The organism is Murinocardiopsis flavida, from assembly GCF_003014485.1.
GTDB lineage: Bacteria > Actinomycetota > Actinomycetes > Streptosporangiales > Streptosporangiaceae > Murinocardiopsis > Murinocardiopsis flavida.
This window is the reverse complement of sequence record NZ_PYGA01000007.1, coordinates 205,194-229,246: the sequence shown is the minus strand read 5'-3', so window position 1 is coordinate 229,246 and position 24,053 is coordinate 205,194. Positions and strand designations below refer to the sequence as shown.

The following is a 24,053-nucleotide window of genomic DNA, read 5'->3' as shown; positions in this document are numbered from 1 at the left end:
ATGACACGAACCGAGCCGCCACAGAAGGAGGCCGCCGTGCTGCTCATACCGTGCCCGTGGTGCGGCCCGCGCGACGAGGCCGAGTTCCGCTACGGCGGGCAGGCGGGGATCGGCTACCCCGCCGACCCGGCCGCACTCTCCGACGCCGCTTGGGCCGAGTACCTCTTCTTCCGGGACAACCCCTCGGGGTGGTTCGCCGAGCGGTGGTTCCACACGGCCGGGTGCCGCCGCTGGTGCGACGCCCTCCGCAACACCGAGGACAACGCCATCGCCGGGGCCTGCCCGCCGGGCGGGACGCTGCCGGAGGTGCCGCGGTGAGCGGGCCGGAGCGGGTCGAGATCGTCTTCGACGGGCGCACGCTGGCCGCCCGGCGCGGGCTGAGCCTCGCCGCCGCGCTGCTGGAGGCCGGGGTGCGCACCGTCTCCACCGGCGCCGCCACCGGGCGGCCGCGCGGCGTGTACGGCATCGGGGCCGAGGAGCCGGGCGCCTTCGTCCGGGTCGAGTCGGCGGTCGGCGCGCCCATGGCGGCGGCGACCGAGGTGGCGGTCGAGGACGGGCTGCGCGCGAGCGGACTCGCGGGGTTCGCCCGCCTGCCCGCCGGTCAGGAGGAACCCGCCGCCGTGCGCCGCGACAAGGTGTGGGCGCACTGCGACGTGTGCGTCGTGGGCGGCGGCCCGGCGGGGCTCGCCGCCGCCCGCGCCGCGGCGGACGCGGGGGCGCGGGTGATCCTCGCGGGGCGCGGCGCGGAGTTCGGCGGCGGGCTCACGGGCGCCGCCGCGGCGATCGGCGGCGTGCCGGAGCGAGAGTGGCGGGCCGGGCAGGCGGCGGCGCTCGCCGCGGCGGCCGAGGTCCGACTGCTGCGCCGCACCGTGGTCACCGGCCGCTACGACCACGGCGAACTCATCGCCCTGCAACGGCGCCCCGATGCGCCCGCGGGCGGGGCGCTCGAACGCCTCTGGCACATCAGGGCCGGCGCGGTGGTCCTCGCCACCGGCGGCGCGGAGCGCCCCATCGCCTTCGAAGGCTGCGACCTCCCCGGCGTCATGCTGGCCGGTGCCGCCGCCGGGTACGCCCGCCGCTTCGGCGTGCGGCCCTGGCGCAGCGCGGTCGTGTTCGGCTGCCACGACGAGGCGCTGTGGAACGCCGCCGAACTGCACGACGCCGGGGTGCGGATCGCCGCGGTCGCCGACGCCCGCCCGGAACCGGGCGCGGCCCCTGCCGCGGCGCTGGCCGAACGCGGCATCGCGCTGCACCGGGGGCACGGCGTCCTGCGCGCGCGGGGCGGCGCCGACGGCACCCTCGACGCCGCCGTGCTCGCCCCGGTCGACCCGGCCGGCCGCGCCTGCGGCGACCCCGTCGAGGTCCCCTGCGACCTGCTCGCGGTCTCCGGCGGCCACGACCCGGTCCTCGACCTGGCGGCCCACACGGGGCTGCGCCCCCGCTGGTCCGCCGCCCGCGCCGCGTTCCTGCCCGCTGCGCTGCCCGAGGGTCTGCACTGCGCGGGCGCCGCAGCGGGCACCCGCGCGGCCGAGGACGCCGTGGCCGAGGGGGCCGCCGCCGGGGCCGCCGCTGCCGCCGGGCCGGAGGTGCCCGGCGGCGGCGCGGCACCGGGACCCGTCGCCGCGCGAACGGCGCACGGTGCCGCGGACGGCGGCGCGCCGCCCATGGCACTGTGGGCGACCGCCGGTCCCGACACCGACGAGGCGGCGGTCGTCGTCGACCTGGCGCGCGAGGCCACCCTCGCCGACGTCCGCGCCGCCGTCGCCGCGGGGCGCAGCTCCGTGGAGCACGTCAAGCGCAGCACGACCATCGGGACGGGGCCCGACCAGGGGCGCACATCGGGGGTCCTGCTCACCGGGCTCCTCGCCGCGATGCTGGGCCGCGGCATGGACGAGGTGGGCGGCACCACCCGGCGCCCGCCCTACGCCCCGATCCCCTTCGCCGCCCTCGCGGGGCGCGACACCGGGGAGTTCCTCGACCCGGTGCGGCGCACCCCCATGCACGCCTGGCACGAGGCGCACGGCGCGGTGTTCGAGGACGTCGGCCAGTGGAAGCGGCCCCGCTACTACCCGCGCGAGGGCGAGGACATGGGCGCCGCGGTGCTGCGGGAGTGCCGCGCGGCCCGCAGCGGCGCCGCCGTCCTCGACGCCTCCACCCTCGGCAAGATCATGGTGGCGGGCCGCGACGCCGGGGTCTTCCTCGACGCCATGTACACCGGGATGGCGTCCACCCTCAAGGTCGGCCGCTGCCGCTACGGGATCATGTGCACGGCCGACGGCATGGTCTTCGACGACGGTGTCGCGGTGCGGCTCGCCGACGACCGCTACCTCATCACCACCACCAGCGGCAACGCCGACACCGTGCTCGCCTGGCTGGAGGAGTGGGCGCAGACCGAGTGGCCGCACCTGTGCGTGCAGTTCACCCCGGTCACCGACCACTGGGCCACCGTCAGCCTCACCGGCCCCCGCTCGCGCGAGATCATGGCGGGGCTCGCGCCGCGCATGGACGTCTCCGCGGCCGGGTTCAAGTTCATGACCTGGCGCGACGGCGAGGTCGCCGGGGTGCCGGCCCGGGTGCTGCGGGTGGGGTTCACCGGCGAGCTGACCTTCGAGATCAACGTCGCGGCGCACTACGGCGCCGCGGTGTGGGAGGCCGTGCAGGACGCCGGCCTGGAGCACGGCATCACCGCCTACGGCACCGAGACCATGCACGTGCTGCGCGCGGAGAAGGGCTTCATCGTCGTCGGCCACGAGACCGACGGCAGCGTCACGCCACTGGACGCCGGCATGGGCTGGGCGGTCTCCACGAAGAAGGACTTCGTGGGGCGCCGCTCGCTGGCCCGCGCCGACTCCGCGCGGGCCGACCGGGGCCAGCTCGTCGGGCTGGTCCCCGACGACCCGCGGCGGGTCCTGGCCGAGGGGGCGCAGCTCGTCGCGGCGTCCGACGCCGGCGCCGCCCCTCCGGTGCCCATGCAGGGGCACGTCACCTCCTCCTACGACAGCGCGGCGCTGGGACGCTCCTTCGCGCTGGCGCTGCTGCGCGGCGGCCGCGACCGGCACGGCGAACGCGTGCTCGCCGTGCACCTGGACGAGGCGACCCCGGCGCGCGTGGTCGATCCCGTGTTCTACGACAAGGAGGGCAGTCGACGTGACGGATGAGCGCACCGCCGTACCCCGGCCGCGGCCGGAACGGCGCAGCCCCATCGCCCACCTGGCGGACCGCTGCGCCGGCACCGGCTCGGCCGCGACGGTGCGGCTGCGCGAGGTCCCGTTCCCGGCGCAGGCCGAACTGCGGGTGAGCGAGGACGAGGAGGCCGCGGTGGTCCGGCTGGCAGCGGAGTTCCTCGGCTGCCCGCTGCCGGGGCCGGGGTCGGCGCGGGGCGACGGCAGCCCCTACGCCCTGTGGTGCGGGCCCGGCTGGTACCTGGTCGTCGACTCCTCGGCGAGCGGGCCCGGGCTCGCCGCGGCGCTCGAATGCGCGGTGGGCGGCGAGTACGGCATGGCGTGCGGCAGCGTCACCGACGTCTCCGCCCAGCGCACCGTGCTGGAGCTGAGCGGCCCGCACGCGCGCGACGTCCTCGCGCACGGCTGCATGCTCGACCTGCACCCGCGGGTGTTCGGGCCCGGCGGCTACACCCAGACCCTGCTGGCGGGCGCCGCGGTGGGCCTCCAGCAGACCGACGCGGCGCCGACCTACCGCGTCCTGGTGCGCGCCGCCCACGCCGAGCATCTGACCCGGTGGCTGCTGGACGCCATGACCGAGTACGCGGAGTGAACGGTGCACGGGGGGTACGCGGGCACGGCGGCCGGGCCGCCGAGTTTGTGAACGGGTATCGAAATCGCAGCTCAGAGCGTATCAATCAGGTCATATTCGAGCGCGTGGCGGGCGTCGTATCCGGGAATGTTGGAGAAGCCCCACTATCGTGGTCGTTATGGCTTCCTACGACCCCTCCAATCAACAACGTACGTCGAGAGCGGAGAACAGGGCGGAATCAGGAGGTCCGCGGCGCAAGCCGGGAGGGGAATCGGAATCGTCCCGTTCCGTTTCGGTCGCGGTCTCCGGCAAGGAGGCGGCGCCCGTGCAATCGGTCGACCGGGCTGTGACGGTGCTGGAGATCCTGGCGCAGAACGGCGAGGCCGGGGTCACCGAGATCGCCGTCGAGCTCGGCGTGCACAAGTCCACCGCGTTCCGCCTCGTCGGCGCACTCGAACGCCGCGGCCTCGTGGAGCAGCCCGGGCTGCGCGGCAAGTACCGCCTGGGGTTCGGCATCATCCGGCTGGCCGGCTCGATGGCGTCCGGCCTCGACCTCACCCAGCAGGGCCGCCGCGTCTGCGAGGACCTCGCCGCCGAGCTCGGCGAGACCGTCAACGTCGCCATCCCCAGCGGCGACACCGTGGTCAACATCGACCAGGTGCGCGGCTCGTCCGCCGTTGTCAGCCAGAACTGGATCGGCCGCCAGAACCCCCTGCACGCCACCTCCAGCGGCAAGGTGCTGCTGGCCCACATGCGCCCGGTCGACCAGCGCCGGGTGCTGCGCGGCGACCTCGACGCGGTCACCCCCGACACCGTCACCGACCCCGAGGTGCTGCGCGCGGAACTGCTGGACATCCTCGACCGCGGCTACGCGACGGCGGCCGAGGAGCTCGAAGTCGGACTCAACGCGGTCGCCGCCCCGGTGCGCGGGGTGGCCGGCGACGTCATCGCCGCGGTGAGCGCATCAGGGCCGTCCTACCGCATGGCCGAGGAGCGGCTCGACGAGGTGGGCGAGGCGGTCGCGAAGGCCGCGGCCGAGATCTCCGAGCGCATGGGGCACATGCCCGGCCCGTGACCGGCCGGCGTCACTCCCGCTCGCGCAGCGCCGCGGCGAGTTCCGCCTCGGCGCGCCCGATCAGCTCCTCGGGGGACGCGCCGATGTCGAGGACCGTGCCGGGCTCGTCGGGCGCGAGCGGTTCGAGGGTCGCCGCCTGCGAAGCGAGCAGGCCGGCCGGCATGAAGTGCCCGGACCGCTCGCGCAGCCGGGCCGCGATGAGGTCGACGCCGCCGTCCAGGTGGACGAACCTGACGTCGGGCGCCCCGCTGCGCAGGATGTCGCGGTAGTCGCGGCGCAGCGCCGAGCACGCCATGGCCGAGTGCTCGCCGGCGCGCTCGCGCTCGGCGATCCACTCGGCGAGCGCGCGCAGCCAGGGTTCGCGGTCGGTGTCGGTGAGGGGGACGCCGGCCGACATCTTCGCGATGTTGGCCGGCGGGTGGAAGGCGTCGGCCTCGGCCAACGGCAGCCCGAGGCGGCGCGCGACCGCCACGGCCACGGTGCTCTTGCCGCTGCCCGAGACACCCATGAACACGAAGTGCATTTCCCGTCCTCCCGCGGTGGCCGTGAGACCCCCGATATTCTGAATCGTATGACCAATGTGTCGGCGCGTCACGGTCGGACCGCGCGCCGGCCGACGACCTGTGGAGACCCATGAGCCCCAGCGCCGATCCGGTGACCCTGCACAACCGCGTGCTCGCGGAGTTGGGCCCCTCGATAGCGGCGGGCGCGTACGCGGCGGGCCACGTGTTCACCCTCGACCGGCTGGAGCGCGACTACGGGGTGTCCCGCACGGTCGCGCGCGAGGCCGTCCGGGTCCTCGAATCGATGCGGCTCGTGGTGAGCCGGCCCCGCACCGGGGTGCGGGTGCTGCCGCGGGAGGAATGGAGCGTCTTCGACCCGCAGCTCATCCGCTGGCGCCTGGCCGGACCCGACCGGATGGACCAACTGCGCTCGCTGACGGGGCTGCGCGCCGCGGTCGAGCCGGTTGCGGCCGCCGCCGCGGCGCAGCGCGCGACGGCGCCGCAGCGGGCGCGGCTCACCGACCTGAACCGCCGGATGGCGGCGTTCGGCGAGGCCGGCGACCTCGACTCGTTCCTCCGGCTCGACATCGAGTTCCACCGCATGATCCTGGAGCTGTCCGGCAACGAGATGTTCGCCGGGCTGTCCGACGTGGTCGCCGAGGTCCTTCGGGGGCGCACCGCCCACGACCTGATGCCGGACCACCCCCGTCCGGAGGCCCTGCGGCTGCACGCCCATGTCGCGTCGGCCATCGACAGCGGACTGCCGTCGGTGGCCGACGCGGCCATGCGCGCCATCGTGACCGAGGTCGTCGAGGCGCTGGACGGCCTGGACGCCTACGCCGGGACCGGACCGTAGCCGTGCGGCGGGGCGCCGGTGGAGCGCCCGGCCTAGAGGACGAGGCTGAGCGCGAACGCCAGCACGAACCCGATCACGCCGATCAGGGTCTCCATGACCGTCCACGTCTTCAGCGTGGTCTTCGTGTCCATGCCGAGGAACCGGCCCACCAGCCAGAACCCCGAGTCGTTCACGTGGGACAGCGCGGTGGAGCCGCAGCCGATCGCGACGACGATCAGCGCGAGGTCGATGCCCGACAGGCCCGACGTCGCCTCGATCGTCGGGGCGACCAGCGCGGCGGTCGTGGTCAGCGCGACGGTCGCCGATCCCTGGGCGACGCGCAGCGCCAGCGCGATCACGAACGCCGCGACGATCACCGGCAGCCCGGTGGACTCCAGGCTGGTCGCGAGCGCCGTGCCGATGCCACTGGCGCGGAGCACGCCGCCGAACATGCCGCCCGCGCCGGTGATGAGGATGATGGCGCACACCGGCCCCAGCGCGTCGTTGACGATCTCCTCCACCCGCTCCCGCGGGTGCCGGCCGCGGCCGAGGACGACCATCGCCACGAGCGCGGTGATCAGCAGTGCGACGGGGGTCTGCCCGATGAGCAGCAGGATGTCGGCCCAGAGGGCGCCCTCGGGGGCGACGCCCGCCTTGATGAGCGTGTCGACGCCCGTGTTGCAGAAGATCAGCACCATCGGCAGCAGCAGCACGCCGAGCACGGTGCCGACGTGCGGGGGGTGCTCGTACTTGAGCTCGCCGTCGGCGGTGAAGTCGTCGGGGACGGGGATGCTGAAGCGCCGCCCCGCGTAGAGGCCGTAGAGGTAGCCGGCGACGTACCAGGTGGGGATGGCGAGCAGGGTGCCGACGACCACCGTCAGACCCATGTTCGCGCCGATGAGGTCGGCCGCCGTCACGGGGCCGGGGTGCGGCGGCACGAAGCCGTGCATGACGGCGAAGGCGCCCGCTGCGGGCAGCGCGTAGGTCAGCACCGATCCGCCGAGCCTGCGGGCCACGCCGAAGATGACGGGCAGCATCACGATGAACCCGGCGTCGAAGAAGATCGGGAAGCCGAAGAGCAGGGAGGCGACGCCGAGGGCCAGTGGCGCCCGCTTCTCGCCGAAGAGGCCGATCAGGGCGTTGGCGAGGACGGCGGCGCCGCCGGTGACCTCCAGCAGCCGGCCGATCATCACACCAAGGCCGACGAGCAGCGCGACGCTCGCGAGTGTGCTGCCGAACCCCTCGAGCAGCGTGGGCATGATGTCGGCGAGCGGGATCCGGGTCGCCAGCGCGACGAGCAGGCTCACCAGGACGAGCGCGACGAAGGCGTGCAGGCGCACCTTCATCACCAGGAACAGCAGTAATGCGACGGACGCCGCTGCGATGAGCAGCAGCGGCCCTGTGGCGTAGACGGGTTCGATGGTCTCCACACGTGCCTCCGGTAGAACGTGGCCGACGGGGGGCGGAGGCCGACACGGGCGGTCTGCACCCCGAACACATGGCCGCAATGGTAATACGATTTGCGGCGATCGTGTCCCGGGTCACTCCCGCCGATCCACGGAGTGCTGTGCGTCCCGCCGATCCGCGGAGCGCGGTGCCTCGGTTCAGCCGAGAGCCTTCTCCAGGCGGGGGACCAGGAGGTCGAGGGCCTCGGGGATGCTGAGGACGGTGGAGGAGCGCACCGGGGCGAAGTCGTCGTTGCTCAACGCGACGTAGCCGCCGTCCTCGACCGCCGTGAGGCGCTTGAACACCGGGCCGTCCTCCAGCCCCTTGCGCAGCTTCGGCACCGAGTAGTGCACGAGCACCAAGTCGGCGTCGATGGCCTCGACGGCCTCGTAGCTGACGTCGGCGACGAACTCCTCGCCCTCCAGCCCCAGGGCCGTGTCGGACATCCGCAGCCCCAGGTCGGCGAAGAAGTGCGCGGTGACGTCGTCCTCGGTGCGCATGGTGTCGAGGACGCCGGGGCGCCCGGCCTGGCTGAAGCTGTACTCCTTGCCCTTGAACTCGGGGTGCTCCGCCGCGGTGCCGTTGATGCGCTCCTCCAGGTCGGCGACGACCTCGGCGGCCTCGTCGGAGCGGCCGAGCGCCGCGCCGGCCGATTTCGCGGACTGCTGCCAGGTGTCGGCGTTGGCCGCCGTGACCGGGCCGAGAGTGGGGGCGATCTCCGCGAGGCGGTCGTACTGGTCGGCGACCGTGTGGAGGCCACCGGCCAGGATGAGGTCGGGGCGCGCGTTGGCGACCTGCTCGATGGGGATCGCGCCGTCGCCGTCGGGCTTGATGACGGTGACATCGGAGTCGGCGAGCGCGTCCTCCTGCCAGGGCGCGATGCCGGAGGAGGCGCCCCAGAACGCCTCCACCGCCACCGGGGTGACGCCGACGGAGAGCGCGAGGTCGGTGTCGATGACGCTGAGGCTGACCACCCGCTTGGGCGGGGCGTCGAGCCGCACGGTGCCCAGCGAGTGCTGCACGGAGATCGCGGCGTCCGCGCCGCCCTCCGCGGCCCCGCCGCCGCACGCCGCGGCGGTGAGGAGGGCGCCGGCACAGAGGACCGCCGCGGTGGACCGGCGCAGAGGCGTGGAGGGGCGGAAGGGGGCCATGGGTGGTTCTCCAGTTGTTCGCACTTTAGGAATGCCTAACCTAAATGTACGGGGGCATCCGGAAACGCCGCCACCCGGCCTGGGGGTCATGGGGCCGGGCCGGGCGGCGCCGCCGTCCGGCCCGGGGCGGCCCCGGCACCACGCTCGGGAAAACGCCGGGACCCGGCACCGGACGTCCGGTGCCGGGTCCCGGGTGGGACAGTGGCGCTACTCGGCCCGGGGCAGCCGCAGCGTCACGATCTGGAACGGGCGCAGCGCGACGACGGTCGCCCCGTCCTCGGTGCGCAGCTCCGGCCCCTCTTCGAGCGCGTCCTCCAGCAGGTCGACCGCCGTGGCCGCACCGGAGGCGAACCCCGCGGCGACGCGGCCGACGGCCCGCGCGCCGTGCGCCTCGTACAGCCGCACGACGACGTCGCCGCTGCGGTCGTCGGCGAGCTTCACCGACTCCACCACCACGCCGTCGCCCTCGACGGCGACCAGCGGGGCGACCTCGGCGCTGCCCGGCGCCTCGCGCTGGGCGAGGTTGATCCGGTAGCCCTCCCGAACCGCGTCGGACACCGCCGCGCCCGGCGCCAGCGCGTAGCGCAGCCGGTGCAGGCCCTGGTCGGTCTCCGGGTCGGGGAAGCGCGGCGCGCGCAGCAGCGACAGCCGCACGGTCGTTGTCGTGCCGCCGTCGGGGCGTACGTCACGGGTGACGTCGTGGCCGTAGGTGGAGTCGTTGACGACGGCGTGGCCGTACCCCGGCTCCGCCACCTGCACCCAGCGGTGCGCGCAGGTCTCGAACTTGGCGGCGTCCCAGGAGGTGTTGGTGTGCGTCGGCCGGTGGACGTGCCCGAACTGGATCTCCGACGCGGCGGACTCCGCGCGCACGTCCAGCGGGAACGCCGCCTTGAGGAAGGTCTCGCGCTCGTGCCAGTCGGCTTCGGTGTCGATGTCGAGCACCGCGGCGCCACGGCGCAGCCGCAGCACCTGGGTCACCCGCGAGGCGCCGAAGGCGCGCACCACGGTGACCGCGGCGGCGTCGGCGCCCTTCTCGGTGAGGGCGACGTCCTCGGCGTCCACCAGGTCGGTGACCCGGTTGCGGTAGAAGGAGTCGACGTCCCAGGCGTCCCAGGCGTTGGGCAGGTCGGGGTGGATCTGCAACAGGTTGCCCATCGCGCCCGGCGCCAGCGCCTCGCGGTCGGCGGCGATGTCGAAGGCCGAGGTGACCAGGCCCCGCTCGTCGACGCGGATGCGCAGCAGCCCGTTGTCGAGGACGAAGCCGCCGCCGTCGGCCGCCGCGGCGACGTCGCCGCCGTCCTGCGCGGGGCGCGCGGTCGCGCCGAGCGCGGGGACCCCGCCGCGCCCGTGCGGCGCGGCGTTGAACACCACGGTGCCGGGTCCGCCGCCGGCGAGCGCGTGCTGCGCCGCCGCGATGATCTCCTCCAGCTCCACGGCCAGCGCGGCATAGGTGTCGGCCGCCTCCCGGTGCACCCACGCGATGGAGGAGCCGGGCAGGATGTCGTGGAACTGGTTGAGCAGCACCGCCTTCCAGATGGTGTCGAGCCGGTCGTGCGGGTAGTCGAAGCCGGTGCGCACCGCCGCGGTCGCCGCCCACAGCTCGGCCTCGCGCAGCAGGTGCTCGCTGCGCCGGTTCCCCTGCTTGGTCTTTGCCTGGCTGGTGTAGGTGCCGCGGTGGAACTCCAGGTACAGCTCGCCCCACCACACCGGGGCGTCGGGGTACTCGGCGGCCGCCTTGGCGAAGAACTCGTCGGGCCGCTCGATTGCGACTCGGGGCGAGCCCTCGAGGTCGGCCAGGCGCTCGGCGCGGGCCAGCATCTCGCGGGTGGGCCCGCCGCCGCCGTCGCCGTGGCCGAACGGGACCATGGAGCGCGTCGCCCGGCCCTTCTCCCGGTAGTTGCGCACCGCGTGGCCCAGTTCGGCGCCCGTCAGCTCGGCGTTGTAGGTGTCGATCGGCGGGAAGTGCGTGAACACCCGGGTGCCGTCGAGGCCCTCCCACCGGAACGTGTGGTGCGGGAAGGTGTTGGTCTGGCTCCAGGAGATCTTCTGGGTGAGGAAGTACTCCGACCCCGACAGTGCGATGAGCTGCGGCAGGGCGGCGGAGTAGCCGAACGAGTCGGGCAGCCACACCTCGCGGGTGTCGATGCCCAGCTCCTCGCGGAAGAATCGCTTGCCGTACACGAACTGCCGCGCAAGCGCCTCGCCGCCCGGCATGTTGGTGTCGGACTCCACCCACATGCCGCCCACCGGGATGAACTGGCCGGTGGCGGCCTTCTCCTTGACGCGGGCGAACACCTCGGGCCGGTGGTCCTTGAGCCATTCGAGCTGCTGGGCCTGGCTCATCGCGAACAGGAAGCCGGGGTCGTCGTCCATCAGCGCGGTGACGTTGGACGCGGTGCGCGCGACCTTGCGGATCGTCTCGCGCAGCGGCCACAGCCAGGCCGAGTCGATGTGGGCGTGCCCGATGGCGGAGAGTTGGTGGGCGCTGGCGTGCGCCGGGGCTGCCAGCGCCGGGGCGAGCTCCGCACGCGCGGCGGCGGCGGACCCGTTGACGTCGTGCAGGTCGACGGCGTCCAGGGCGCGCTCGACGGCGCGCAGGATCTCCCAGCGGCGCGGCGACTCCGCCGGCAGCTCCCGCATCAGCTCACCCAGGACGTCGAGGTCGAGGGCGAGCCCCCAGACGGTCTCGTCGAAGACGGCGAGTTCGAGCCGGGTCAGGGCGTACAGCGGCTCGTCGCCCGCTGTTTCGCGCTCGCCCAAGGCCGTGGCCTGGAAGCCGTTGGCGTCCAGGATCAGCGGGTTCGCGGCGGCCTCGACGTAGAGCAGGATCTCCTCGCCGCCCTGGGCGGGCGCGCCGACGCGCACCCAGGCGTTGCGCGGGTTCAGCCCTTTGACGACGCTGCCGTCGGCGCGGTAGACGAGCCCCTCGGCGCAGAACCCGGGGCGGTCGGGGGCGAAGCCGAGGTCGATGACGGCCTCGACGACCTGCCCGGCCCACTCCTGCGGGATCCGGCCGGACACCTCGAACCAGGTGGTCGCCCACGGAGGTCCCCACGCCTCGCCGACCCGCGCCGGGCGGTACTCGGCTGCGAGGCCCTCGGCGACCGGGACCGGCTCGCCGGGCGCGTCCCAGCGCCGGACCGACAGGGGAACCGGGGAGCGGTGCGCAGCGGGCCGAATGCGCTCACTGAGAACCCGCTCGAGCCGGTCCTCCACCAGTTTGCGGTCGTCGTGCATCAAGACTCCGTAATCGTCGTGGGGGTCCTTGCCGGTACCGTCCCAAGTCACCGGAGCCTTAGTCAAGACTTTAGATAAAGCGGCTTCGGTGCGCCACGCGGGGCACCCGGATGACCAGGGTCGGCCGCGAAGGCGGGGACAATGAGGTGGTCCGGCTGCTATTGGGTCGATAGTGCCCGGTCAGTGGAGTGTGCCGGGTAGTGCTCGCACTACCGTCGGCGTGGGGACACCACCGGTGCGCCCCCGCACGCGACCCGAGAGACTTCCGTAAGCCGAACGGGGGAGTGTCGAGTGGAGGCGAGCACGAGATGATCGAGCAGGCGAGCCCGGTGCTCCGGACGAGACGAGCGGAGCGTATGCGCAGGCTGAGCAACGAGGTGCGCCGCTACGCGTGGGGTTCCACGACGGCCATCCCACGCCTGCTCGGAGTGCCCGCCGATGGAGGGCCGCAGGCCGAACTGTGGCTCGGCGCGCACCCCGGCGCGCCCAGCATGCTGCGCACCGACGACGGTCCCGTCGGCTTCGACGAGGTGATCTCCGCCGACCCCAAGGGCGTCCTCGGCGAGCGGGCCGTCGCACGCTTCGGCGAACGCCTCCCCTTCCTGCTGAAGGTGCTCGCGGCAGAGCAGCCGCTGTCCTTGCAGGTCCACCCCGACGCCGTGCGGGCCCGCGCGGGCTACGCCGCGGAGGACGCCGCCGGGATCCCGGTCGACGCGCCGCACCGCAACTACCGCGACCCCTTCCACAAGCCGGAGCTGGTGCTCGCCCTGGAGCCGTTCGAGGCGCTGTGCGGGTTCCGCGCCCCCGCGGCGGCGCGGGCCGAGCTCGCCGGGATCCCGGGCGAACTCGCCGCGACCCTGCGCGCCGACCTGTCCGCCCCCGGGCCCGGCACCGCGCTGCGCGCCGCGATGACCCGGCTGCTCACGCTCCCCGGCGCCCGCCGCGGAGCGCTCGTCACCGAACTGGTCGCCGGGCTCGCCGGCGGCGCCGCCGCGGGGCGCGGGGTCCCCGCCGCACGCGCGGCCGAACCCGGCGCCCACGCCGCCACCGTCCTCGAACTCGCCGACCGCTACCCCGGCGACCCGGGGGCCGTCGCCGCGCTGCTGCTCAACCGCATCACCCTGCGCCCCGGCGAGGCGCTGTTCCTGCCGGCCGGCAACGTCCACGCCTACCTGCGCGGCACCGCGGTGGAGGTCATGGCGAGCTCCGACAACGTGCTGCGGGCCGGACTCACGGGCAAGCACGTCGACCCCGCCGAACTCCTCGACGTGGTCGACTTCTCGGTGCTCCCCATCCCCTACGCGCAGGGCCGCGCGGTCGGCGGCCGCAGCGAGTACCGGCCCGAGGCCGACGACTTCGCGCTGTCGGTGATGGGCCCGGGAGCGGTCCGGACGGTCCTGCCGGGCGGCGTCCCCTGGGTCGTCCTCGCCCTCAGCGGCCGCGCCGAGCTCGGCTGCACCGGCGGCGCGCCGCTCACCCTGCGCCAAGGGGAGTCGGCCTTCGCCACCGCTGCTGAGGGACCGGTGACGATAACGGGTCGTGGCCACTTCGTGGCCGCGACGGTCGGCGGGGGGTAGCCGTGGAGCAGGAGCAGGAGCAGGAGCAGGAGCAGGAGCAGGAGCAGCGGGAGGCGGTTCGCGGGCCGGGGGTCGGCGCCCGGCAGCCGTCCGAGGCATCGGTGCGCGACCGCACCGGCCGCGACATGGCGGCGTGGTTCGCGGTGCTCGACGCGTGGGGCGCCGCAGGGCGCGATCACACCGGGATCGCCCGCCACCTTGTCGAGGAGCACGCCGTCGACGGCTGGTGGGCGCAGAGCATCACGGTCGCCTACGAGCAGGCCCGCGGGATGCGCGCGCCCGGCCAGCGGAGCGACGGCTCGTTCTCCGCCAGCGGGAGCACGACCATCGCCGTGCCGGTCGAGCGCCTGTTCGAGGCGTTCGCCGACACCGCGTTGCGGCAGCGGTGGCTGCCCGACGCGGCCCTCACGGTCCGCACCGCCACCGCGCCGAAGTGGTTCCGCGCCGACCTCGACGCCGACGCGTCGCGGATCGCGGTGGGATTCACGGCGAAGGGCCCGGCGAAGAGCCGGGTCGCCGTCCAGCACGAGAAGCTGGCCGACGCCGAGGCCGCCGCCCGGGCGAAGGAATTCTGGCGCGACCGCCTGGCAGCCCTGAAACAGCTCATCGAAGGCTGACAGTCTCCGCGTCGATCGTGCTGTCCTTGACCACCACGTCGAAGGAGCCCTCAGGAATGGCGAGATCCAAGGCGACATATTCGCGCGCCATCGCTTCAGCCTCGTTGATGCGGTGAGCCTGGGTCACTCCCACGCCGTCGATGTGGAGCTCCCCTTCGTGCTTCCATCGTTTGGCGTGCGCCTGGTAGGTCTTCACCGCAACCGCCCTCCGGGTTATTCGTAGACGGTTGAACGGTGCCCGACCTTGAGCACCCAGACCACGAGTTCACCGTTGTCCACGGTGTAGCTGAGCCGGTAGACACCGACTCGGAGTCGACGGCGATCCGGCTGGGAGACCATGGCCGTCGTGCCAAAGCCGTAGGGATCGGTTTCGAGATCGCCGAGCTTACGGAGGATCGCGATGGCCTGCCGCTTCGGGATCTTGCGCAGATCGGCTTGAGCGGCGGGCTCGAATCGGGTGACGTACTTGCTGTTACTCATTCAGGTCGGGCCAGGGTCTCGGCCATGACCTCTTCGAGAGTGGCGCCTTCGCCGGTCGAGGCGGCCATGCGCTCATCGATGATCCGGTTCAGTTCGCGCTCTTCCCACTCCTGGAACTGGCGAAGGGTGTCCATGGAGACGACGGCGGCCACCTCTTTGCCGTGACGGGTGATGACGGTGGGGGAATCCTCACGGTCGGCACGCTCGACGACATCAGAGAGGTGGTCGCGGACATCGCGGATCGACTGGGTCTGCATGTCACTCATGTACTAAGTGTACCAACGGTACGAATGGGTCCGACTGTTCGGACGGTTGGATTGCCCGATTGGCCATCCGCGGGTGGAGATGGATTCGCCACGCCCCCGGTACGCGGGGGGTTGAGGGGGTCAGCGTTCCACGATGGCCCACCACACGGCGTTCTTCAGGTTCAGATAGACCGTGAAGCGTGCGCTCGGGTCGCCCTGGTCCTCGGCGTTGACCGTGACGATCCGGCCGTCGAGCGCGCCGTCCTCCAGTTCCCGCAGTACCGCGTCGGTATCGGTGTCGGCGGGCAGCAGGATGTTCCCCGATGGGCCGTTGATCAACAAGTGCTTTGCCATGACGGGTTCATTCCCCGCGGCGGGCGTCTTGCTCAAGCGGCGGCGCACCGGATGCGGGGCCGGGAGCGCCCCGGCGACGCGGGCGGCGGCGGTCACCGGAGCGGAGAGAATTCCGAAAGCGCATACGCGCACGCCAGGCGCGCTCTACATTGATGGCTCCTACACGATTCAGTACCCGTGGCTTCCCGCAGCCGAGCCCGGGCGCGCCCGGATAAACGGGAGTGGGCTGCGATGCGGCGACTTCGGGCTGAGTTCCTGCGACACAACGGCGCCACGGTGGTGCGCCTGACAGGCGATGTCGACCTGTCGAACGTCCGGGCCCTCGAAGCCCGCCTGGCGGCGGCCGAAGCGGTGGACGCCCCCTGGATGGTGGTCGACCTGACCGGCATGGGGTTCGTCGACTCCACCGTCCTCGGCGCGCTCCTGCGGCTGGAGCGGCGCTTGGCCGGTGCCGGCCGCGGCCTCTCCGTCCTCGCGCACGACGGGCGGGTCAGCCGGGTCCTCCGAATCGGCGGGCTGGGTTCCCTGCTGCGGTCCTCCCCGACCCGGGGCTGAGCCTTGACGGCCGCAGTGGGCGCCGTGACCGCCGGCGAGGCGGCGGCGCGCGGCGCGGTGCCGTCGCGGCGGCATTAGCCTGGGGCGGTACCGACCAGACGAGCAGGGGGCACCCCACCATGGCGCTTGAGCGTCCCGAGATCGACTTCATCGACGGCCCGCCGCCGGCCGACCTCCAGGTCACCGACATCACGGTGGGCGAGGGCGCGCAGGCCGGGCACGGCGCCACCGTGAGCGTCCACTACGTCGGCGTCGCGCACTCCACCGGCGAGGAGTTCGACGCCTCCTGGAACCGGGGCGAGCCCTTGCAGTTCACGCTCGGCGCACGCCAGGTCATCAGCGGCTGGGACCAGGGCGTCATGGGCATGCGGGTCGGCGGCCGCCGCCAGCTCGTCATCCCGTCCCACCTCGCCTACGGCGAGCGCGGCGCCGGCGGCGTCATCGAGCCCAACGAGACCCTGGTCTTCGTCTGCGACCTGGTCGCCGTCTCCTGACCCGGCGCCCCCGCGGCCGCGCGGCGGGCCCGGCCCGGGTCCGCCGCGGTCGGCCCGCGGTCAGGGGCTGAGGGCGGCCAGCGCCGCGGCGGCCGCGTCGAGGCGGGCGGTCGAGGCGAGTCCGGCGTGGTAGATGTGCAGGTCGTCGGCTCCCGCCGCGCGCAGCGCCGCCCAATGTCCGCCGAGCTGTTCGGGGTCGGCCGGGTGCGGGGGCAGCACGGTGACGTAGGCGCCGACACGCGGCCCCGGCCCGGCGGCTCCCTTGGGCGGCCGGGTGGCCGCGCGGAGCGCGCGGACGGCGGCCGCACCCTCCACGGCCGGCCCCCAGCAGCCCGCGAGGTAGGCGTCGGCGTCGGCACCGGGGCCCAGTACCGCCGCCGAGGGGCCCGTCGACCACGGGTCGGCGCTCGCGAAGAACGACAGCCGCCCGACGCCCGCCGCTCGGGCGGTGGTGGCGACCTCGTCGCGCAGGGCGGTGACCGCTGCGGAGCGCACGGCGAGCAGCGGGCCTCCGGCGCCGCCCAGCGCCTCGTCCGGGCTCGCGGCGCCCGTTCCGACCGCGTCGCGCACGGCCGCGGCCGCGTCGCCGGGGTCGGTCCCGGACCAGGCGAGCTCCCTGCGGCAGGCCGCGCAGAAGCACACCGACAGCAGCGCCTGGTCCACCGGCGACCAGTCGGCGCCGTCGGTCTTCTCGTGCATGCTCTGGTGGCCGAAGCCGAGCGGCCCGCACGCCTCGACCACCAGGCCGTCGGGGCGGCCCAGGTCGAGTACCTCGCGGACCACGCGCACCGCGTACTCGCGCACGACCGCCGACGTGGGGCACAGCGCGTAGGCGTAGCGGTCGCCGAACGCGTTGCGGACGGCGAGGTCGGGGTGCGCCGTGCCGAGGACGGAGCTGTGGGTCAGCACCGTCCAGGCGTCCACGGCCAGCCCGTGCCCGCGGAGGGCGTCGCGGGCGGCGCCGAAGGAGTCGGTGCCGCCCGACCATTCGGCTCCTGACGGCGGCACCAGCGGGGAGCCCCGCCAGCGGTCGGGCCGGATGGGGACGTAGAGCGCCGCGTGGCGGGCCGAGACCACCCGGTGGTCGGGGTGGCGCGGGGTGGCGGCCCGCACCGAGTGGTAGGCGGCGGCGAGCGCGACCGTGCCGACGCCGAGCCGCGCGGTCCGCTCCGCAGCAGCGGGGTCGCCCACCACGTCCCAGGGGTAGAGGTAGGCGGTGGCGCCGACAGGGCCCGGGTCGCGGGCCGGCGGGGTCACCACCGCGCCGGCGAGGGGTCGAAGGCGGGGTCGAACCTGCGCATGTACCCGGTGTCGTCGCGGGCCTCGCGGCGCGCCGCCAGGTAGGCGCGGTGCAGCCGGTCGAGGACCTCGTCGTCGAGCTCCACGCCGAGGCCGGGCCCTTCGGGGACGGGCACGCCGCCGTCGGCGAAGCGCAGCACACCGGGGCGGACGACGTCGTCCCTGCGGTTCCACGGGTAGTGCGTGTCGCAGGCGTAGGTGAGCTCGGGCGTCGCCGCCGCGACGTGGGTCATGGCGGCGAGGCTGACGCCGAGGTGCGAGTTGGAGTGCATGGACACCCCGATGCCGAAGGTCGCGCACAGCCGGGCCAGCTCGCCGGTGCGGCGCAGCCCGCCCCAGTAGTGGTGGTCGGTGAGCAGCACCTGGACGGCGTCCTGGGCGATGGCGGGCGGCAGGTGCTCGGGGGCGACCACGCACATGTTGGTCGCGAGCGGCATCGGCGCGGTGGCGGCGACCCGCGCCATGCCCGCGATACCGGGGACGGGGTCCTCCAGGTACTCCAGCACCCCGTCGAGTTCGGCGGCGACGCGGCGCGCGGTCTCGACCGTCCACGCGCAGTTGGGGTCGATGCGCAGCGGATGGTCGGGGAACGCCGCCCGCAGGGCGCGGACCGCGGCGATCTCCTCGTCGGGTGGGAACACGCCGCCCTTGAGCTTGATCGAGCGGAACCCGTACTCCTCGATCATCGCCTTGGCCTGGTCGACCACACCGGCGGGGTCGAGTGCCGCGCCCCACTCGTCGGGGATCGCGGGGCGGCCGTCGAGCGGGGGGTGCTCGGCCCACTTGTAGAACAGGTAGGCGCTGAAGGGCACCGTGGCGCGGACCGCGCCGCCGAGCAGTTCGCTGACGGAGCGGCCGGTCAGCCGCCCTTGGGCGTCCATGCACGCCGTCTCGATCACCGAGAAGGCGTTGCGCGCCCCCATGGGGTCCGGGGTGCCGCCGGGCGGGGTGCCGGCGCGCAGGACGGTGCCGATCGTCCGCTCGATCCCGTTGGTGTCGAACACGCTCATGCCGATGAGGTGCGGGCGCACCGCCGCGAGCCGGTCGAGCTGGGGGCGCTGGCCCGCGCATTCGCCCAGGCCCACCACGCCGTCGTCCAGGACGAGTCGGACGATGCAGCGCAGCACCAGGGGTTCGTGGACGCCGATGGCGTTGAGCAGCGGCGGGTCGCGGAAGGCGACGGGGGTGATGCGGACGTCGCGGATCAGCATCAGGCGACCAGCCCCAGGCCGTGTTCGATGAGTTTCGCCAGGCGGTCGACGTGGTCGGTCCCCGGGTCGCGCAGCGGTGGGCGGACCCCGCCGACGGCGTGCCCGCGCAGCCGGACGCCCGCCTTCACCAGCGCGACCGCGTAGCCGGGGACCTCGTCGCGCAGCGCGGCGAACGGCGCGTAGAACTCGTCCAGCAGCAGCCGCACGGTGGCGTCGTCGCCCCCGGTGACGGCGCGGTTGAACGCGAGCGCCACCTCGGGGACGAAGGCGAAGGCGGCCGAGGAGTACAGCGACACGCCCAGCCCCCGGTAGGCGGGGACGGTGATCTCCGCTGTGGGCAGCCCGTTGAAGAACCGGAAGTCCTCGTCGACCTCCTGGCGCACCCGCAGCACGGTGCGCTGCATCAGCTCGATGTCGCCCACCCCGTCCTTGATGCCGGAGACCCGCGGCAGCCGCGCCAGGTGCACCGCGGTCTCCGGGCTGGGGACGGCGTTGGCGCGCTGGTAGAAGATGGCGTCGAGCCCGGAGGCGGACGTGACCGCCGCCGCGTAGTCGACCAGGCCCTGCTGCGGCGCCGTGACCAGGTAGGGGGGCAGCAGCAGGATGCCGTCGGCCCCGGCGCCCTCGATCCGCCGCGCCTGCTCCTGGGCGACCGGCACCGGCCCGCCGGCCGCGGCGAGCACCGGGACCCGCCCGGCGGCAGCGGCGACGGCCACCCGGGTGACGGTTTCGAGCTCGGCGGGCGCCAGCGCGTTGAACTCGCCCGTCCCGCACGCGGCGAACACGCCCCCCGCCCCGGCGGCCACGCCCGCGTCGACGTGCGCGGCGAGCGCGCCCTCGTCGACGCCCCCGTCGTCGCGGAACGGGGTCACGGGGAAGAACAGGATTCCTTCGAGCTGCATCGGTTCCTCATCGCGGTTGCAGGATGTGCGCGGACGGGGTGTGCGGCGCCGGCTCAGCCCTTCGTTGCGCCGGAGGTGAGCCCGCGGACCAGGGAGCCCTGGAGGCACAGGTAGACGATCAGGCTGGGGACCAGGGCGATGACCGCTCCGGCGACGACCAGGCCGGGGCCGACCTCGGGGTCGGAGCGGAGCAGCGACAGTGCGACGGTGAGCGTGTAGTCGCCGGGGTCGTTGGCGGCGATCATGGGCAGCAGGTACTGGTCCCAGATCATGATGAAGCCGAACACGCCGATGACGCCGAGGGCGGGGCGGCACAGCGGCAGCACGATCTGGAGCAGCATCCGCAGCTCCCCGACACCGTCCAACCGGGCGGCCTCCTCGATCTCCTTGGGGATCTCCTTCATGAACTCGCTCATGACGAGGATGGAGAACCCCCAGGCGCCGACGGGCAGGATGACGCCGAACACCGTGCCCTTGAGGCTGATGCCGACCAGTGGCAGGTCCCCGATGACGATCGACAGCGGGATCGCGATGATCTCTTCGGGCAGCATCATCGTGAGCAGGAACAGCACCATGACCAGGGCCTGCCCGCGGAACTTGCGGCGCGCCAGCGCGTAGGCGGCGAGCACGGCGACGGTCATCTGCAAGAGCAGGCCGCCGCCGACGATGAACAGCGAGTTGGCGAAGTAGCCCCAGACCCCGGCCGGGCCGGCCGCCTCGAAGTTGTCCAGGGTGGGGGAGTTGGGGATCAGGGACAGCTGGGTGGAGTCGGTGCGGGCGTCGAACGCGCCGGAGACGATGGCGACGAACGGCGCGGCGAACACGAACAGCGCGATGGCGCACAGCAGGATCCGCAGCGCCAGTCCCGGGCCCGGCCGCGGCGACCAGCCGAGCGCCGAGTCGAACCGGTGGCCCGTGCGGGCGCCGTTCCGCCTGCGGCGGCCGTTGCCGCCGGGCACGGTCCCGCCGACGTTGCCGGACGCGGAGGTCAGGATGCTCATGAGGCGGCCTTCCTGCGGGTGGCGTACTGCACGCCGAGCGTCAGCAGCATCGTCGCGATCAGCAGCAGGACGGAGGCCGCCGAGGCGACCCCGATGTCGTTGCGCTCGAACCCGAGCGAGAACACCCGCGTCATCCACACCTCGGTGGAGCCCGACGGGCCGCCCCCGGTGAGGACGTACACCTCTGTGAAGATCCGCAGGCCGCGGATCGCCGAGAGGGTCAGCACGATGGCGAGCGCCGGGCGCAGCGCCGGCAGGGTGATGTGCAGCAGGCGCTGCCCGATGCTCGCCCCGTCGACGGCCGCCGCCTCGTAGAGGTTGCGGTCGACCCCGGTGAGCCCGGCCAGGATGATGACCATGTTGTACGGGCCGAGGACCCAGATCCCGACGGCCATGACCGACCACAGTGCGCTGTCGGGGCTGTCGAGGAACGGCATCGGGCCGACCCCCACCGCGCCGAGCAGCGAGTTGAGGAAGCCGCCCTCGGTGGGGAAGTACAGCAGCCGCCAGATCTCGCCGACGACCGCGAGGGCCGTGACCACCGGCAGGAACACCGCGGTGCGCAGGAACCACAGTGAGCGCGCCTGCCCTTCGAGGAGCAGCGCCAGCGCGAATCCGACGATCAGCCCGCCGGCGGTCTGGCCGACGGCGAGGATCACGGTGTGGCCGATCGCCGACTGGAACCGGGGGTCGGTCAGCACGGTGGCGTAGTTGTCGAGCCCGACCCAGATGTTGCCGAGGAACGGCTGCACCTCGAACAGGCTCAGCCGGAAGCCCTCGACCATCGGGTAGAACTTGAACACCGTCGCGAGGAGCAGGCCCGGCGCCAGGAACAGCCACGGCAGCCAGGAGCGGCCCCGCAGGAACGCCGGGCGCGCCCGTCCGCCCGCGGGCGCCGCCGGAGGGCCGGCCGGCGCCCCGGCCCCCTCGGCGGCGCGGCTGCGTGCGGGCACCGTCACTTGAGCACGTCCTGGGATTCGAGCTCGTCGTTGATCGCGGTGTCGAGCTCATCGAGGGCGGCGGGGATGTCGCTGTCGCAGTCGGCCATGACCGCGTTGAGGCCCTCGGCGAGGCCCTGGCGGACGGGGGTGAAGTTGATGGCGGAGGGGAACGCCTTGGCGTCGTTCTCGTAGGAGTCCTGGAAGACCTTCCAGCGGTCGTCCTTGCGCACCTCGGCGGCGTCGAGCCCGGTGTTGACGGGCAGCCGGACGACGGGCTGGCTGGTGCCCGTCATCGCGATCTCCTGGCCCTCGGGGGAGATGAGGAACTCGGCGAGCTGCTTCTTGTCGGCCTCCTTGCCCGAGCCGGCGCCGAAGTAGATGTTCTCGCCCTCGGCGAGGGTCGTGGCGCCGCCCGGGCCGGCGGGGGTGGGGATGACCTCGTACTTCTCCTTGCCGAGCTTCTTGTCGTACTCGGCCATGACGTAGGGGCCGGTCAGGTAGATCCCGGCGGTGCCCTCGGGGAAGAAGGGCGCGTTGCTGGTGGTGGCTGTCAGCGCGCCGGGCTGGACGTTGCCCTTGGTGCAGAACTGGGTGCGGATCCACTCGACGGTCTTCTCGTTCTCCGGGGAGGCGACGGCGGACTCGAAGGTGCCGTCGCCGGTGTCGGCGACGATGTCGCCGCCGCCCTGCCAGAGGTAGCTGGACGCCCACCAGCCGAGGTAGCCGTTCTCGGTGCTGCCGGGCACGACCATCCCGTAGGTGTCGTCCTTGCCGTTGCCGTCGGGGTCGTCCTTGGCGAAGGCCGTCGCGAGCTCCTCCAGGTCCGCCCACGTCTCGGGGACGTCCTTGCCGAGCTTCTCGCGCCACTCCTTGTTGACGAAGGTGCCGAACGCCTGGCGGGAGAACGGGATGCCGTAGGTCTTGCCGTCGACGCCGACCGAGCCCTTCCAATCGGAGTCGGCGATGTCCTCGTTCCCCTTGATGTCGCCGGGTTCGATGGGGGTCAGCAGGCCCTGCGACTGGTAGTTGCCGAGCGAGCCGCTGTCGTTGATCAGGACGTCGGGCAGGTCCTTGGAGCCGGCGCGGGTCTGGAGCTGCTGGTCGAACTCCATGACCGGCTTGTAGTCGACCTTGACGCCGGTCTTCTCGGTGAACGCGGCGAAGACCTTCTCGTAGGTCTTCGCCGGGTCGGGGGCGCTGCGGCTCCAGACTTCGAGGGGCCCGCTGTCGTCGCCGCCGCCACCCCCGCTACAGGCGGTCAGCCCGAGGAGCGCGGCGGTGGACAGCATTGCCATCGTTCCCGTGGCCCGGGGTGACCCTCGCATGCCGACTCCATTCGCCTATATGAATCGTTTCTATATTTGTAAACTTTGCGGTATGTTATGGATCACATTTTCAGGTGTCAAGGCGTGCGCGAGGGCGAAACCCGGTTTCGGTCCGCCCCGCAGAGAGAGGGAGCCGACGTGGTCGAACGGGTGCTGGTGACGGGTGCGTCGGGGCGGATCGGCACACTGCTGCGGCCGCTGATCGCCCGACCGGGCCGGATGCTCCGGCTCCTCGACACCGCGCCGCCCACCGGGCTCGACCCGGCGGCCGAGGAGGCCGCGGCGGGCTCCGTCACCGACATGGCCGCCATGGAACGCGCGTGCAAGGGCGTCGACCTCGTCGTCCATCTCGCGGGCCACCCTTCGGAACGGCCGTGGGCGGAGATCCTCGACACCAATATCCACGGCTGCTACACCACGCTGGAGGCGGCGCGCCGCCAGGGCGTGCGCCGGGTGCTGCTCGCCAGCTCCAACCACGCGGTCGGCTTCGTCCCCGCAGCGGCGGCCGCCGACACCGACGTCCTCGTCCCGCGGCCCGACACCTACTACGGCGTCAGCAAGGCCGCCATGGAGGCGCTCGGCAGCGTCTATGCCGACCGGTTCGCCATGAGCGTCGTGTCCGCGCGCATCGGCACGTTCGCCGCCGCCGCCGACATCGCCGACATCCGCACCCTCGCCACCTGGTTCTCGCCCGGCGACGCCGCCCGGCTGGTCGAGGCCAGCCTCGCGCTGGAGGAGCCCGGGCACCGGCTGGTGTGGGGCATCTCCCGCAACACCCGCCGCTGGTTCTCCCTCGCCGAGGGCGAGGCCATGGGCTTCCACCCGCGCGACGACGCCGAGGACCACGCCGCCCAGGTCCCCGGAGCGGGCGAGCCCGGCGGCGCTCCCGGCCCCGGCATCCGCATCGGCGGGACCTTCACCGCGGACACCTCCCCGCTCGGCGGGCGCTGGTGAGGCCGCCGCGGGGCACGGCGCCCGGTAGCCGCGCCGAGCAGCGGAACCCCCGGCTGCCATGACCGCCGAACCCGATTCCGGCCCCGCATCCGAAGCCC

Annotated in this window: 24 protein-coding genes; 10 read left to right on the top strand and 14 right to left on the bottom strand. The window is 73.6% G+C overall.

The window, feature by feature from the left end:
* From CLV63_RS12500 to CLV63_RS12485, 4 genes are all read left to right on the top strand, one after another.
* Positions 1-318: a sarcosine oxidase subunit delta gene (locus CLV63_RS12500; RefSeq protein ID WP_342751389.1), complete on the top strand. Its 318-nt coding sequence runs from the start codon at positions 1-3 to the stop codon at positions 316-318.
* Entirely contained in the window at positions 315-3,158 is a 2,844-nt protein-coding gene (locus CLV63_RS12495) for a glycine cleavage T C-terminal barrel domain-containing protein (RefSeq protein WP_106583136.1), read from the top strand. The genes CLV63_RS12500 and CLV63_RS12495 overlap by 4 nt, the downstream gene beginning before the upstream one ends.
* Positions 3,148-3,774: a sarcosine oxidase subunit gamma gene (locus CLV63_RS12490; protein WP_245928759.1), complete on the top strand. Its 627-nt coding sequence runs from the start codon at positions 3,148-3,150 to the stop codon at positions 3,772-3,774. The genes CLV63_RS12495 and CLV63_RS12490 overlap by 11 nt, the downstream gene beginning before the upstream one ends.
* Positions 3,775-4,078: 304 nt before the next feature.
* Positions 4,079-4,828, top strand: a complete 750-nt coding sequence (locus CLV63_RS12485) for an IclR family transcriptional regulator (RefSeq protein ID WP_245928758.1) — start codon at positions 4,079-4,081, stop codon at positions 4,826-4,828.
* Positions 4,829-4,838: 10 nt separating this feature from the next.
* On the opposite strand, the gene CLV63_RS12480 is transcribed toward CLV63_RS12485, so the two are convergent.
* On the bottom strand, positions 4,839-5,351 hold the full coding sequence (locus CLV63_RS12480; RefSeq protein ID WP_106583134.1) for a gluconokinase: 513 nt from the start codon (positions 5,349-5,351) through the stop codon (positions 4,839-4,841).
* 110 nt (positions 5,352-5,461) lie between these two features.
* Here CLV63_RS12480 and CLV63_RS12475 point away from each other — a divergent pair, with 110 nt between their 5' ends.
* Positions 5,462-6,187 (top strand): FadR/GntR family transcriptional regulator, encoded by a 726-nt coding sequence (locus tag CLV63_RS12475; protein ID WP_106583133.1) that lies wholly within the window; start codon positions 5,462-5,464, stop codon positions 6,185-6,187.
* A gap of 32 nt (positions 6,188-6,219) precedes the next feature.
* On the opposite strand, the gene CLV63_RS12470 is transcribed toward CLV63_RS12475, so the two are convergent.
* From CLV63_RS12470 to CLV63_RS12460, 3 genes are all read right to left on the bottom strand, one after another.
* Positions 6,220-7,596, bottom strand: a complete 1,377-nt coding sequence (locus CLV63_RS12470) for a GntP family permease (protein WP_106583132.1) — start codon at positions 7,594-7,596, stop codon at positions 6,220-6,222.
* 174 nt (positions 7,597-7,770) lie between these two features.
* Complete coding sequence (locus CLV63_RS12465) at positions 7,771-8,763, bottom strand: ABC transporter substrate-binding protein (RefSeq protein WP_170134211.1); 993 nt, start codon at positions 8,761-8,763, stop codon at positions 7,771-7,773.
* Between the two features lie 207 nt (positions 8,764-8,970).
* Entirely contained in the window at positions 8,971-12,000 is a 3,030-nt protein-coding gene (locus tag CLV63_RS12460; protein WP_106583130.1) for an alpha-mannosidase, read from the bottom strand.
* 356 nt (positions 12,001-12,356) lie between these two features.
* Between CLV63_RS12460 and manA the strand changes: the two genes are divergently transcribed.
* Both manA and CLV63_RS12450 read left to right on the top strand, forming a co-directional pair.
* Positions 12,357-13,577, top strand: a complete 1,221-nt coding sequence (manA, locus tag CLV63_RS12455) for a mannose-6-phosphate isomerase, class I (RefSeq protein WP_106583129.1) — start codon at positions 12,357-12,359, stop codon at positions 13,575-13,577.
* A gap of 2 nt (positions 13,578-13,579) precedes the next feature.
* Positions 13,580-14,194: a hypothetical protein gene (locus CLV63_RS12450; RefSeq protein ID WP_106583128.1), complete on the top strand. Its 615-nt coding sequence runs from the start codon at positions 13,580-13,582 to the stop codon at positions 14,192-14,194.
* Here CLV63_RS12450 and CLV63_RS12445 read toward each other — a convergent pair.
* The 4 genes from CLV63_RS12445 to CLV63_RS12430 form a co-directional block, all read right to left on the bottom strand.
* Positions 14,181-14,390, bottom strand: a complete 210-nt coding sequence (locus CLV63_RS12445) for a hypothetical protein (RefSeq protein ID WP_106583127.1) — start codon at positions 14,388-14,390, stop codon at positions 14,181-14,183. The two genes, CLV63_RS12450 and CLV63_RS12445, sit on opposite strands and share 14 nt — an antisense overlap.
* A 17-nt stretch (positions 14,391-14,407) precedes the next feature.
* On the bottom strand, positions 14,408-14,674 hold the full coding sequence (locus tag CLV63_RS12440) for a type II toxin-antitoxin system RelE family toxin (protein WP_106583126.1): 267 nt from the start codon (positions 14,672-14,674) through the stop codon (positions 14,408-14,410).
* Entirely contained in the window at positions 14,671-14,940 is a 270-nt protein-coding gene (locus tag CLV63_RS12435; protein WP_106583125.1) for a type II toxin-antitoxin system Phd/YefM family antitoxin, read from the bottom strand. The genes CLV63_RS12440 and CLV63_RS12435 overlap by 4 nt, the downstream gene beginning before the upstream one ends.
* A 120-nt stretch (positions 14,941-15,060) precedes the next feature.
* Positions 15,061-15,273, bottom strand: a complete 213-nt coding sequence (locus CLV63_RS12430; RefSeq protein ID WP_146165553.1) for a hypothetical protein — start codon at positions 15,271-15,273, stop codon at positions 15,061-15,063.
* A gap of 231 nt (positions 15,274-15,504) precedes the next feature.
* On the opposite strand from CLV63_RS12430, the gene CLV63_RS12425 reads away from it, so the two are divergent.
* Together CLV63_RS12425 and CLV63_RS12420 are read left to right on the top strand one after the other, a co-directional pair.
* Positions 15,505-15,828 (top strand): STAS domain-containing protein, encoded by a 324-nt coding sequence (locus CLV63_RS12425; RefSeq protein ID WP_106583123.1) that lies wholly within the window; start codon positions 15,505-15,507, stop codon positions 15,826-15,828.
* 119 nt (positions 15,829-15,947) lie between these two features.
* Positions 15,948-16,322, top strand: coding sequence for an FKBP-type peptidyl-prolyl cis-trans isomerase (locus tag CLV63_RS12420; RefSeq protein ID WP_106583122.1), 375 nt, complete (start codon positions 15,948-15,950; stop codon positions 16,320-16,322).
* A gap of 60 nt (positions 16,323-16,382) precedes the next feature.
* Here CLV63_RS12420 and CLV63_RS12415 read toward each other — a convergent pair whose 3' ends face one another.
* From CLV63_RS12415 to CLV63_RS12390, 6 genes are read right to left on the bottom strand one after another with little or no spacing between them, the layout of a single operon-like run.
* Complete coding sequence (locus tag CLV63_RS12415; RefSeq protein ID WP_106583190.1) at positions 16,383-17,579, bottom strand: hypothetical protein; 1,197 nt, start codon at positions 17,577-17,579, stop codon at positions 16,383-16,385.
* The gene (locus CLV63_RS12410; protein ID WP_106583121.1) at positions 17,576-18,832 is read right to left on the bottom strand and encodes a glucarate dehydratase family protein; all 1,257 of its coding nucleotides are present in this window, start codon (positions 18,830-18,832) and stop codon (positions 17,576-17,578) included. Before CLV63_RS12410 ends, CLV63_RS12415 begins: the two co-directional genes overlap by 4 nt.
* The gene (locus CLV63_RS12405) at positions 18,832-19,734 is read right to left on the bottom strand and encodes a 5-dehydro-4-deoxyglucarate dehydratase (protein WP_106583120.1); all 903 of its coding nucleotides are present in this window, start codon (positions 19,732-19,734) and stop codon (positions 18,832-18,834) included. The genes CLV63_RS12410 and CLV63_RS12405 overlap by 1 nt, the downstream gene beginning before the upstream one ends.
* Before the next feature lie 53 nt (positions 19,735-19,787).
* Positions 19,788-20,735, bottom strand: a complete 948-nt coding sequence (locus CLV63_RS12400; protein ID WP_106583119.1) for a carbohydrate ABC transporter permease — start codon at positions 20,733-20,735, stop codon at positions 19,788-19,790.
* Positions 20,732-21,694, bottom strand: a complete 963-nt coding sequence (locus CLV63_RS12395) for a carbohydrate ABC transporter permease (RefSeq protein ID WP_211301282.1) — start codon at positions 21,692-21,694, stop codon at positions 20,732-20,734. Before CLV63_RS12395 ends, CLV63_RS12400 begins: the two co-directional genes overlap by 4 nt.
* Positions 21,691-22,971, bottom strand: a complete 1,281-nt coding sequence (locus tag CLV63_RS12390; RefSeq protein WP_211301281.1) for a sugar ABC transporter substrate-binding protein — start codon at positions 22,969-22,971, stop codon at positions 21,691-21,693. The genes CLV63_RS12395 and CLV63_RS12390 overlap by 4 nt, the downstream gene beginning before the upstream one ends.
* A 168-nt stretch (positions 22,972-23,139) precedes the next feature.
* On the opposite strand from CLV63_RS12390, the gene CLV63_RS12385 reads away from it, so the two are divergent.
* Positions 23,140-23,955, top strand: coding sequence for an NAD-dependent epimerase/dehydratase family protein (locus CLV63_RS12385; protein ID WP_211301280.1), 816 nt, complete (start codon positions 23,140-23,142; stop codon positions 23,953-23,955).
* Positions 23,956-24,053 lie beyond the last annotated feature (98 nt).

Bases quoted from the DNA above. Each gene is read 5' to 3' on its own strand.
- CLV63_RS12465 (WP_170134211.1), bottom strand. From the start codon at position 8,763: ATGGCCCCCTTCCGCCCCTCCACGCCTCTGCGCCGGTCCACCGCGGCG.
- CLV63_RS12430 (WP_146165553.1), bottom strand. From the start codon at position 15,273: ATGGCAAAGCACTTGTTGATCAACGGCCCATCGGGGAACATCCTGCTG.
- CLV63_RS12500 (WP_342751389.1), top strand. From the start codon at position 1: ATGACACGAACCGAGCCGCCACAGAAGGAGGCCGCCGTGCTGCTCATA.
- CLV63_RS12435 (WP_106583125.1), bottom strand. From the start codon at position 14,940: ATGAGTGACATGCAGACCCAGTCGATCCGCGATGTCCGCGACCACCTC.
- manA (WP_106583129.1), top strand. From the start codon at position 12,357: ATGCGCAGGCTGAGCAACGAGGTGCGCCGCTACGCGTGGGGTTCCACG.
- CLV63_RS12475 (WP_106583133.1), top strand. From the start codon at position 5,462: ATGAGCCCCAGCGCCGATCCGGTGACCCTGCACAACCGCGTGCTCGCG.
- CLV63_RS12480 (WP_106583134.1), bottom strand. From the start codon at position 5,351: ATGCACTTCGTGTTCATGGGTGTCTCGGGCAGCGGCAAGAGCACCGTG.
- CLV63_RS12400 (WP_106583119.1), bottom strand. From the start codon at position 20,735: ATGAGCATCCTGACCTCCGCGTCCGGCAACGTCGGCGGGACCGTGCCC.
- CLV63_RS12410 (WP_106583121.1), bottom strand. From the start codon at position 18,832: ATGCTGATCCGCGACGTCCGCATCACCCCCGTCGCCTTCCGCGACCCG.
- CLV63_RS12390 (WP_211301281.1), bottom strand. From the start codon at position 22,971: ATGGCAATGCTGTCCACCGCCGCGCTCCTCGGGCTGACCGCCTGTAGC.
- CLV63_RS12460 (WP_106583130.1), bottom strand. From the start codon at position 12,000: ATGCACGACGACCGCAAACTGGTGGAGGACCGGCTCGAGCGGGTTCTC.
- CLV63_RS12405 (WP_106583120.1), bottom strand. From the start codon at position 19,734: ATGCAGCTCGAAGGAATCCTGTTCTTCCCCGTGACCCCGTTCCGCGAC.
- CLV63_RS12440 (WP_106583126.1), bottom strand. From the start codon at position 14,674: ATGAGTAACAGCAAGTACGTCACCCGATTCGAGCCCGCCGCTCAAGCC.
- CLV63_RS12425 (WP_106583123.1), top strand. From the start codon at position 15,505: ATGCGGCGACTTCGGGCTGAGTTCCTGCGACACAACGGCGCCACGGTG.
- CLV63_RS12420 (WP_106583122.1), top strand. From the start codon at position 15,948: ATGGCGCTTGAGCGTCCCGAGATCGACTTCATCGACGGCCCGCCGCCG.